Origin of the sequence: Streptomyces spongiae, from assembly GCF_009377185.1 — a bacterium.
Taxonomy (GTDB): Bacteria; Actinomycetota; Actinomycetes; order Streptomycetales; family Streptomycetaceae; genus Streptomyces; species Streptomyces spongiae.
Genome location: NZ_VJZC01000357.1, coordinates 1 through 10,256 on the forward strand (window position 1 = coordinate 1; position 10,256 = coordinate 10,256).

The following is a 10,256-nucleotide window of genomic DNA, read 5'->3' on the forward strand; positions in this document are numbered from 1 at the left end:
GTCTCGGGGGCGGCGGTCTCGGGGGCGGCCGCCACGGTCCGGGTGGGCACGGCCCGCGCTTCGGTCACCGGAGCGGAGGTGGCCGCTGCCCGCAGCGCGTACTCCACGTCCGCCCGAAGGATCAGCCCGTCGGGTCCGGAGCCCGCCAGCTCCCGCAGATCGAGGCCGTTCTCCCGGGCGAGCCGCCGCACGAGCGGCGAGATGACCGGGACAGGGCCGTCGGGGCGCTTCGGGGCCGCAGCGGGCGCGCTCGGCGAGCTCGGCGCATTCGCGGCGACAGAAGCCGTGGCAGTCTGCCCCGACCTGTCCGGCACGGCTCCGCTCCCGGGCCGCACCCTCCTGCGCCGCGCCGGCGGCGCCCCCGTGCCGTAACCCACCAGGACGTTGCCGGAGCCCGAGTCGTCCTCGGCGGGCGCTCCCACGGCCACCGTCAACAGCGGTGCCCCCACGGGCAGTTCCGTGCCCTCGTCGCCGAAGCGGGCGGTGACCACGCCCCCGTACGGGCAGGGCACCTCGACCATGGCCTTGGCCGTCTCGACCTCCACCACCGGCTGGTCGACGGCGACGACGTCCCCGACCTGCACCAGCCAGCGGACGATCTCGGCCTCGGTCAGCCCCTCACCGAGGTCGGGCAGCCTGAACTCCAGCACCTGCGCCATCAGCTCTCCGCCTCCCACTGCAGGCGCCCCACGGCGTCCAGGACCCGGTCCACACCGGGCAGGTGGTGCTTCTCCAGCATCGGCGGCGGATACGGGACGTCGAACCCGGCGACCCGCAGCACCGGCGCCTCCAGGTGGTGGAAGCAGTGCTCCGTGACGCGGGCCGCGATCTCGCCGCCCGGGCCGCCGAAGCCGCCGGACTCATGGACGACCACGGCGCGCCCGGTGCGCCGTACGGACGCGGTCACCGTGTCGTCGTCGAAGGGCACCAGGGAGCGCAGGTCGACGACTTCGAGGTCCCAGCCCTCGGCCGTCGCCGCCTCGGCCGCCTCCAGGCAGACGGGCACGGACGGCCCGTAGGTGATCAGTGTGGCGCTGCGACCCGGGCGCCGCACCACCGCGCGGCCAATGGGCTCGACGGCCTGGGGTTCCTCCGGGTTCCAGGAGTCCTTCGACCAGTAGAGCCGCTTGGGCTCCAGGAAGACGACGGGGTCGTCGGACGCGATGGCCGCGCGCAGCAGCCCGTAGGCGTCGGCGACGGTCGCGGGCATGACGACATGGAGCCCCGGAGTCGCCATGTAGTACGCCTCGGAGGAGTCACTGTGGTGCTCGACGCCCCCGATGCCGCCCCCGTAGGGGACACGGATCGTGATCGGCAGCGGCATCACGCCCCGCGTACGGTTGCGCATCCGCGCGACGTGGCTGATCAGCTGCTCGAACGCCGGGTAGGCGAACGCGTCGAACTGCATCTCCACGACCGGCCTGAGGCCGTACATCGCCATGCCGACGGCCGTCCCGAGGATGCCCGCCTCGGCCAGCGGCGTGTCCGTGCAGCGGTCCTCGCCGAACTCCTTGGCGAGGCCGTCGGTGACCCGGAAGACACCGCCGAGCGTGCCGACGTCCTCGCCCATGACGTGGACCGTGGGGTCGGCGGCCATCGCGTCGCGCATCGCGCGCGTGAGGGCCTGCGCCATGGTGGCGGGCTTGAGGGCGACGGTGGTCATCAGCCGGTCCCTTCCGCGTCCGACTCGGCCCCGGCTTCGAGCTCGGCCCGCAACCGGTCCTGCTGCTCCCGCAGTTGCGGTGTGGGCTCGGCGTACACATGGGCGAACAGGTCCATGGGGTCGAGCACCGGGTCCTGGTTCATGCGCTCGCGCAGATCGGCCGCCATGGCCTCGGCCGCGTCGCGCGCCGCCCGGATGCCGTCCTCGTCGATGAGCCCGCGCTCGGTCAACTCGTGCTCCAGGAGCGCGATCGGGTCGTGTGCGCGCCAGGTCTCGACCTCGGCGTCGGGGCGGTAGCGGGTTGCGTCGTCGGCGTTCGTGTGGGCGTCGATGCGGTACGTCACCGCCTCGACCAGCGTGGGACCACCGCCCGCGCGCGCGTGGGCCACGGCATCGCTGAGCACCGCGTGCACGGCCGCCGCGTCGTTGCCGTCGACCAGGCGGCCCGGCATCCCGTAGCCGACGGCCTTGTGGGCCAGCGACGGGGCGGCGGTCTGCTTGGCGAGCGGGACGGAGATCGCGAAGCCGTTGTTCTGGACGAGGAAGACGACCGGGGCCTGCCACACCGCGGCGAAGTTCAGCGCCTCGTGGAAGTCGCCCTCGCTGGTGCCGCCGTCGCCGACCAGGGCGAGCGCGACCACGTCGTCGCCCTTGAGGCGGGCGGCGTGCGCGAGGCCCACGGCGTGCGGCAGCTGGGTCGCGAGGGGGGTGCACAGGGGCGCGACGCGGTGCTCGTGCGGGTCGTATCCGGTGTGCCAGTCGCCGCGCAGGAGCGTGAGTGCCTGGACGGGGTCGAGGCCGCGGGCCACGGCGGCGAGGGTGTCCCGGTAGCTGGGGAAGAGCCAGTCGCGCTCCTCGAGCACGAGGGCCGCGGCCACCTCGCAGGCCTCCTGGCCGGTGCTGGCCGGGTAGACGGCGAGCCGGCCCTGCTTGGTGAGCGCCGTGGCCTGTGCGTTGTACCGGCGGCCGCGCACCAGCTCCGCGTAGAGCCGGCGCAGCAGCGCGGGGTCGGCCTCGGCCGCGGCCTCGGTGCCCAGGACGCGGTACGGCCGTGTGTCGGGCAGCAGCGGCGCGGGGTCCGTGCGGGGCTGCCAGGCGGGCGGCGGCGTCGGGCGGTACGCGCCCCGCTGCTCCATGACCGTCATGCGGCACCTCCTCGTGGGAGTGGCTTCCGGGCGCGCCACGGATGTGACCCGCCTCACCTACCGATTGTTCGGTCGATGGCGCATTTTGGCTACAGGCACCGCCAGGCTGTGGACAAACGGTTCTGCACAACCTGTGATGGACGCATTACGTCCATGGTAGAGAGGTGGGGGGACATGGCACCTGAACAAATGGCCGAGCCTGCACAGCACGGCCCCGCGTTGCCGCCCCCTCGCCCGCTGGACGCGATCGACCAGGACATCCTGCAGATGCTCCAGGCGGACGGCCGCGCCTCGATACGGTCCGTCGCCGAACGCGTCCACGTCTCCCGCGCCAACGCCTACGCCCGTATCAACCGCCTCCTCGAGGACGGCGTGATACGCGGCTTCGGGGCGCGCGTGAACCACGAACGCGCCGGGCAGGGCACCTCGGCCTACATCACCCTCAAGATCGTGCAGAACTCCTGGCGCACGGTCCGGGAACAGCTGCGACAACTGCCCGGCGCCTCCCACATCGCCCTGGTGGGCGGCGACTTCGACGTCCTGCTGCTCGTGCACACCCCGGACAACCGCGCCCTGCGCGAGCTGGTGCTCACCCGGCTCCAGGCCATCCCGGAGGTGCTCAGCAGCCGGACACTGCTGGTCTTCGAGGAGGAGGACCTGGAGCCGCAGGGCTGACCCAGGGCCCTTCAACGGGTTCCAGGCCGATCGGAAGGGCCGTCCTAGTCCTTGCGGAGCCCTCCGAACACCAACTGCACCACCGCGTCGGCGACTTCCCGCTCGCCCATGCCCCGCCCGTCCGGCCGGTACCACTCCACGACCGAGTTGATCATTCCGAAGACGAGCCGGGTGGCCAGCCGAACCTCTATGTCACCGCGCACGTCCCCGTCGGCGGCCGCGGCCTTGAGCAGCTCGGCGACCCGGTGGTCGAAGTCGCGGCGCCGCTCCAGGGCCCACCGCTCGGTACCGGTGTTGCCGCGCACCCGCAGCAGCAGCGTGACGTACGGCAGTTCGGCCGTGAGCACCTCGACCATGCGCCGCACGACGTACTCCAGGCGCTCCACGGCACGCCCCTCGCGCGCGTGCTCCTCGTCGAGGATCGCGAAGAGGCCGTCGAGTGCACGGCTGACGGCCCGTCGCAGGAGCTCCTCCTTGCCCGCCACGTGGTGGTATATCGACGACTTGGAGATACCGGCCGCCTTGGAGAGATGCTCCATGGAGGTGCCGTCGTAGCCGCGCTCGTTGAAGACCCGGACGGCGACGGAGAGCAGCGAGTCCGGGGTGTACGTGTCGCGCTTGGCCGTGGTCATGATGTGGTGCCCTCCCGCTTGTCGGAGGCGTACGCGTGACGGTAGAGCGCGAGGGACGGCGCGTAGCGCCCGGAGGGGTCGCGCAGGTGCAGGTCGTCGAGGAGGGCATACGCCCAGTTGCGGCCGAGCCTGCGACTCCATTCGAAGGGCCCCAGCGGGTAGTTGACGCCCAGGCGCATCGCCGTGTCGATGTCCTCCTCGGTGGCCACGCCCTTGGCGACGGCGTCGTGCGCGAGGTCGACGATCCGGGCCACCGTACGGGCGACGATCATGCCGGGCACGTCCCCGATGACGCTGACGTCCTTGCCGAGCGCCTGGAAGAGCCCGATGGCCTCGGACAGGGTCCGCGGCGAGGTGTCCTGGGAGGCGGACAGGGCGACGCGGGTGGCCTTGCGGTAGTCGAGCGCCAGGTCGAAGTACACGACGTCCCGGAACTCCACGGAGGTCTGGCCGTCCGCGAGGGCCAGGTGGCCGCCGCTCGGCAGGACGATCCGGGTGCCGTGGTCCTCCTCCTCGTCACGGACGGGGATGCCCGCCTCACGGATCAGCGCGAGCAGTTCGGACGCGGGGCCCAGATCGCCCTCGGCGACGACGTACGCGGGCGCCTGGGCCTTCTCCGCGGTGTGCGGCTCGGGGCGCTCGGCGTCGTCCCCGTAGTCGTACCAGCCCTGTCCGGTCTTGCGGCCGTGCCGGCCCGACTCGACGAGCCGCCGCTGTGCGAGCGAGGGCGTGAAGCGGACGTCCTGGAAGAACGCCTGCCACACGGAGTGGGTGACGGACTCGTTGACGTCCTGCCCGATGAGGTCGGTCAGTTCGAACGCGCCCATCCTGAAGCCGCCGCACTCGCGCAGGACGGCGTCGATGGTGACGGGATCGGCGGCCTGGGCCTCGTAGACCGCGAAGGCCTCGGCGTAGAAGGGCCGCGCGATGCGGTTGACGATGAAGCCCGGGGTGTCCGCGCAGGCCACCGGAGTCTTGCCCCAGGCGCGGGCTGTCTCGTACGCGCGCGTGGCCGACGTGACGTCGGTGGCGAACCCGGAGACGACCTCCACCAGCGGCAGCAGCGGCGCCGGGTTGAAGAAGTGCAGGCCCACGAAGCGGCCGGCGTTCCGCAGAGCGCCGCCGATGGCCGTGACGGACAGGGACGAGGTGTTCGTGGCGAGCAGGCAGTCCTCGCCGACGACCTCCTCCAGCTCGCGCAGCAGCTCCTGCTTCACATCGAGCCGTTCGAGCACCGCCTCGACGACGAGCGTGCAGTCCGCGAGCTCGGCGAGGTTCTCCGCCGGGAGCAGCCTGTCCTGTGCGGCATCGCGGTCTGCCGCGGTGAGCCGCTCCTTCTCGACGAGCCGGTCGAGGCGGGCGCCGATCGCCGCCGCGGCGTCCCGGGCCCGTCCGGGAACGGCGTCGTACAGCCGCACGGAGTGGCCCGCGACCAGTGCGACCTGGGCGATGCCCTGGCCCATCGTGCCGGTGCCGACGACGGCCACGGGGCTGCTGAGGTCGAGTGCTGTCATGTGCGCGATCCTCCCGCACGGGGTTTTCCACAGATGCGGCGGTCCCTCTTGTCCCGACCGATCGTTCGGTTACTCTAACTCTGTCCGCCTGTTCCTGCCCAGGTCAGAGCTCAACGAAGAGTTCTTGAGACGAGGAGTTGGTCCCGCATGGCCGCCGAACTGACCCCGCACGAGTTGATCGCCAAGCACCGGCCCACCCTCGACCAGGCGCTGGAAGCGATCCGCACACGCGCGTACTGGTCCCCCCACCCCGAGCACCCGAAGGCGTACGGCGAGAACGGCAGCCTGAGCGCCGAGGAGGGCAAGGCCGCCTTCGAGGCACTCCTGGGCGACCGCGTGGCCCTCGACCAGCCCGGCACGGACGCCTGGGTGGGCGGCGAGGTCTCCCCCTTCGGGATCGACCTCGGCGTCACCTACCCGCACGCGGACATCGACGTCCTGCTGCCCGCCATGAAGGCAGGCCAGCGCGCGTGGCGCGACGCGGGCGCGGAGACGCGCGCCATGGTCTGCCTGGAGATCCTGGGGCGGATCAGCGACCGCACGCACGAGCTCGCGCACGCGGTCATGCACACCTCCGGCCAGGCCTTCATGATGGCGTTCCAGGCAGGCGGCCCGCACGCACAGGACCGCGGCCTGGAGGCGGTGGCGTACGCGTACGTGGAGCAGGTCCGCACCCCCGACGCCGCGGAGTGGACCAAGCCCCAGGGCAAGCGCGACCCGCTCACCCTGGACAAGCGGTTCACCCCGGTCCCGCGCGGCATCGCGCTCCTCATCGGCTGCAACACCTTCCCGACGTGGAACGGCTACCCGGGCCTGTTCGCGTCCCTGGCCACCGGCAACGCGGTCCTGGTGAAGCCCCACCCGCGCGCGGTGCTGCCGCTCGCGCTCACCGTGCGGGTCGCCCGCGAGGTCCTCACCGAGGCGGGCTTCGACCCGAACCTGGTGGCGCTCGCCGCCGAGCGCCCCGGCGAGGGCATCGCCAAGACCCTGGCCGTGCGTCCGGAGGTCCGGATCATCGACTACACGGGCTCGACGGCGTTCGGCGACTGGCTGGAGGCCAACGCCCGCCAGGCGCAGGTCTACACGGAGAAGGCCGGCGTCAACACGGTGATCGTGGAGTCCACCGACAACTACAAGGGGATGCTCTCCAACCTGGGCTTCTCGCTGTCCCTCTACAGCGGCCAGATGTGCACGACCCCGCAGAACCTGCTGATCCCCCGCGACGGCATCACCACGGACGCCGGCCCCAAGTCGTACGACGAGGTGGTCGCCGACCTCGCGAAGTCGGTCGGAGGCCTCCTGGGCGACGACGCGCGCGCGAACGCCCTGCTCGGGGCGATCGTGAACCCGGACGTGAAGGCCCGCCTGGAGGCCGCGTCCGGGCTCGGCGAAGTCGCCCTCGCATCACGGGAGGTCACCAACCCGGAGTTCCCGGAGGCGACGGTCCGCACCCCGGTCATCGTCAAGCTCGACGGCGCACGGAAGTACTGGGACGGGGCCGACGACGAGGCCGCCTACATGAGCGAGTGCTTCGGCCCGGTCTCCTTCGCGGTGGCGGTCGACTCGGCGGCGGACGCTGTGCAGCTGCTGCGGCGGACCGTCCACGAGAAGGGCGCGATGACGGTCGGCGCGTACACCACCTCGGAGGAGGTCGCCGCGTCGATCGAGGAGGCCTGCCTGGAGGAGTGCGCCCAGCTGTCCCTCAACCTCACCGGCGGGGTGTACGTCAACCAGACGGCCGCCTTCTCGGACTTCCACGGCTCGGGCGGCAACGCGGCGGCCAACGCGGCGCTGTGCGACGGGGCGTTCGTCGCCAACCGCTTCCGGGTCGTCGAGGTACGCCGGGAGGCGTAGGAGCCCAGGCGCTTCAGGAGCCGGTTGGGGCTTCAGGAGCTGGTCGGCGCGCCCCCGGTGGCGCTCCAGTGGAACAGCGTCATGGCCACACTGGTCGCGAGGTTGTAGCTGGAGACCTGGGGGCGCATCGGCAGCGACACCAGGTGATCGGCGCGGGCCCGGAGTGCGGCGGACAGACCGCTGCGCTCCGAGCCGAAGGCGAGCACGGCCTCGTCCGGGAGCTTCAGCCCGCGGATGTCGTCGCCCTCCGGGTCCAGCGCGAACACCGGACCCGGCGGCAGCTCGTCCACGTCCAGCCGCTCCACGGCGGTGGCGAAGTGCAGTCCGGCCCCACCGCGGACGACCGTGGGGTGCCAGGGGTCGAGCGTGCCCGTGGTGACCACCCCGGCCGCCCCGAAGCCCGCCGCGAGACGGATCACGGCTCCGGCGTTGCCGAGGTTGCGCGGGTTGTCGAGGACGACGACCGGGGCGGTACGGGGGATGTGGGCCAGCGCCCGCAGGTTGGCTTCCCGCGAGGGCCGTACGGCCAGGGCTGCCACCGCGGTGGGGTGCGGACGCGCGACGAGGGTCGCGTAGGTAGCCTCGGGGACCTCCGCCAGAAGCGGGGCGAGTGTGTCCCGTACGTCGGGGGCCAGTTCGTCGGCGAGCGCGAGGGCGGCCCGCCGGTCGGTCGTGACGGCCACCGGGACCTCGGCCCCGAAGCGCACCGCGTGCTTGAGGGCGTGGAAGCCGTCGAGCAGGACGGAGGTGTCGGCGAGCCGCCGCCACACACGTACCGGTTCGTTCATGCCGTGAAGCCTACGTGCGGCTCCTCGGCCGTCTCCGGGGCGCCGGGGCGCCGCTTGTCCGGGCCCGGCAGCGTACGGTCACGGCGCGCGAACAGCCGTCCACGCGCGCGTGCCACCCCGTCGCCCAGGCGCCTGAGGAAGGACGTCGGCAGGAACACGGCGTCGGCGGCGATCATGGCCAGCGAGAAGAACGGCAGCCCCAGGACGACGGCGATCACGGCGTGCTCGGTGATCATCAGCGCCAGCAGGACGTTCTTGACGCGCCGGTTGAAGAGCGTGAACGGGAAGGCGACCTGCACCATGACCGTGCCGTACGTCACGAGCATCACCAGCGTGCCGTTCGCCGACAGCAGGTCGGACAGGGCGGGCCACGGCGAGAAGTAGTCCAGGTGGAGCGGGTAGTACACCGCGGTGCCGTCCTGCCAGCGCGAGCCCTGGATCTTGTACCAGCCGGCGGTCGCGTAGATCAGACACGCCTCGGCCATGATCACAAACAGGGCCGCGTTGTGCGCGAGATTGGCCACGAGGTCGAGCAGGACGCGGGGCTCCCCGGTGCCCGCGTACCGTCCGACGGCCCACCAGAGGGCCTGCACGGCCCACAGGCCCCAGAAGACCGTCAGCCAGCCGGCGCTGAGCCACCCCGCGAGGGACACCAGGAGCAGCGCGAAGCCGAGCACCGCCCACAGGGCAGGCCCCACCCTGTCGGGACGGACCACCTCCCCACGCGCGCGTGCCTCACGGACGAGCCGCGCCCTGCGCGCGTCCAGGGACCACACCATCCCGCAGCGGGTGAGGACGAGGTAGATCGCCATCAGGTGGATGACGTTGTCGCCGCCGTCCCCCATGAAGATGCTGCGGTTCTGCAGCGACAGGACGCCGACCATGAACAGCACGCTCATGGTGCGGGTGCGCCAGCCCATGAGCAGCAGGGCGCTGGAGAGCACGGCCAAGGCGTAGACGGTCTCGAACCACACCCGGCTGTCGGACCACATCAGGACCGTGAACGCGTGGTTGCCCGCGATGAGCTGCTGGGCGAGGTCCCAGCTCCACGGTGCGTCGGGCCCGTACATCTCCTGCCGGTTCGGGAACTCGCGCAGCAGGAACAGCAGCCAGGTCGCGGAGAAGCCGATCCGCACGACCGCGGTCTGGTACGGACCCAGCGCGGCGTCCGTGACCCGGGTGATGCCGCGCCCGATCGCGGCGGCAGGCCGGCTCATCACGCGCCCGCCTCCGTCCGGTCCCGGTCGGTGACCTTCCACCAGGGCAGCTCGCGGACGACGGGCTTGTCGGACACCTGCTCCTCGCTCCACTCCGGCGGCGGCACGTTGGTGGTGCGGGAGCGGACCTGGACGAGTTGGACGAGACCTCCGGGCCCGGCCGCGTTCTCGCGTTCCAGGCGCAGCACGACGATCCTGCGCAGAAAGCGCTCGGACAGGTCGCCGCGCTGGCCCGCGGGGCGGTTCTGGCTGTCGTGCGAGGCGACGTAGAAGTCCCAGGCCCGGCGCAGCTCGTTCTGGCGGGTGTGGCTCGGCAGGAGGCTGCCGTTGATCGCGGCGCCGTCCAGCGCGGACAGGTCGTACCAGCCGGTCGTGCGGACGCTCCCGTCCGCGGCACGGACCTCGGCGCGCACTTGGACCGAGATGTTCTGCTGCAGCGGGTTGGGCGCGAACAGCTTCCAGTTCTGTTCGAACTCCGGATAGACCCACTCGTCGATCGCCCGGCCGTGCTGCTTGGTGACCGTGTTCGAGGGCGCCACGTGCAGGAACACCATCCCGAGGTGCACGCAGGCGGCCACCGCGAGGAGGGCCAGCGCGAGGGCGGCGACGATCTGGTAGGGGAGGGACAGCGCGGTTATCCCGGTGCGCTCGGCGGGTTCTGTGGCGTGCGGGTACGAGGCGCCGGTGGCGGCCGGGGTGTGGTCGTGCGGGGGGCTCTCGACGGGGACGCCCTCGGGCGCCACCGGGCCACCCTGCGCGGGAATGGCG

General features: G+C 72.1%; 10 protein-coding genes. 2 read left to right on the forward strand and 8 right to left on the reverse strand.

Annotated features, from left to right (window positions below; translation table 11 throughout):
- The 3 genes from FNH08_RS33900 to pdhA form a co-directional block, all read right to left on the reverse strand.
- On the reverse strand, window positions 1-659 hold a 659-nt coding region (locus tag FNH08_RS33900; protein ID WP_194238710.1), incomplete at its 3' end, for a biotin/lipoyl-containing protein.
- Window positions 659-1,663, reverse strand: coding sequence for an alpha-ketoacid dehydrogenase subunit beta (locus FNH08_RS33905; RefSeq protein WP_152775357.1), 1,005 nt, complete (start codon window positions 1,661-1,663; stop codon window positions 659-661). The genes FNH08_RS33900 and FNH08_RS33905, both read right to left, overlap by 1 nt.
- Window positions 1,663-2,808 carry a pyruvate dehydrogenase (acetyl-transferring) E1 component subunit alpha gene (pdhA, locus tag FNH08_RS33910; protein WP_152775358.1) on the reverse strand — a complete coding sequence of 382 codons (1,146 nt, stop codon included), beginning with the start codon at window positions 2,806-2,808 and terminating at the stop codon, window positions 1,663-1,665. Before pdhA ends, FNH08_RS33905 begins: the two co-directional genes overlap by 1 nt.
- A 189-nt stretch (window positions 2,809-2,997) precedes the next feature.
- Here pdhA and FNH08_RS33915 point away from each other — a divergent pair, with 189 nt between their 5' ends.
- Window positions 2,998-3,483 carry an Lrp/AsnC family transcriptional regulator gene (locus FNH08_RS33915; protein ID WP_152775364.1) on the forward strand — a complete coding sequence of 162 codons (486 nt, stop codon included), beginning with the start codon at window positions 2,998-3,000 and terminating at the stop codon, window positions 3,481-3,483.
- Between the two features lie 44 nt (window positions 3,484-3,527).
- Here FNH08_RS33915 and FNH08_RS33920 read toward each other — a convergent pair whose 3' ends face one another.
- Both FNH08_RS33920 and FNH08_RS33925 read right to left on the reverse strand, forming a co-directional pair.
- Window positions 3,528-4,115, reverse strand: a complete 588-nt coding sequence (locus FNH08_RS33920) for a TetR/AcrR family transcriptional regulator (protein WP_152775359.1) — start codon at window positions 4,113-4,115, stop codon at window positions 3,528-3,530.
- On the reverse strand, window positions 4,112-5,629 hold the full coding sequence (locus tag FNH08_RS33925) for a 3-hydroxyacyl-CoA dehydrogenase (protein WP_152775360.1): 1,518 nt from the start codon (window positions 5,627-5,629) through the stop codon (window positions 4,112-4,114). The genes FNH08_RS33920 and FNH08_RS33925 overlap by 4 nt, the downstream gene beginning before the upstream one ends.
- Before the next feature lie 147 nt (window positions 5,630-5,776).
- Here FNH08_RS33925 and paaN point away from each other — a divergent pair, with 147 nt between their 5' ends.
- Window positions 5,777-7,483, forward strand: a complete 1,707-nt coding sequence (gene paaN / locus FNH08_RS33930; RefSeq protein ID WP_152775361.1) for a phenylacetic acid degradation protein PaaN — start codon at window positions 5,777-5,779, stop codon at window positions 7,481-7,483.
- A 32-nt stretch (window positions 7,484-7,515) separates the two neighbouring features.
- Here paaN and FNH08_RS33935 read toward each other — a convergent pair whose 3' ends face one another.
- Genes FNH08_RS33935 through FNH08_RS33945 form a run of 3 tightly spaced genes read right to left on the reverse strand, consistent with a single transcriptional unit; the run spans window position 7,516 to window position 10,252 of the window.
- Window positions 7,516-8,271: a TrmH family RNA methyltransferase gene (locus FNH08_RS33935; protein ID WP_152775362.1), complete on the reverse strand. Its 756-nt coding sequence runs from the start codon at window positions 8,269-8,271 to the stop codon at window positions 7,516-7,518.
- Complete coding sequence (locus FNH08_RS33940; RefSeq protein WP_152775363.1) at window positions 8,268-9,488, reverse strand: HTTM domain-containing protein; 1,221 nt, start codon at window positions 9,486-9,488, stop codon at window positions 8,268-8,270. The genes FNH08_RS33935 and FNH08_RS33940 overlap by 4 nt, the downstream gene beginning before the upstream one ends.
- On the reverse strand, window positions 9,488-10,252 hold the full coding sequence (locus FNH08_RS33945; RefSeq protein WP_322725951.1) for a DUF5819 family protein: 765 nt from the start codon (window positions 10,250-10,252) through the stop codon (window positions 9,488-9,490). The genes FNH08_RS33940 and FNH08_RS33945 overlap by 1 nt, the downstream gene beginning before the upstream one ends.
- Between the last annotated feature and the right edge of the window lie 4 nt (window positions 10,253-10,256).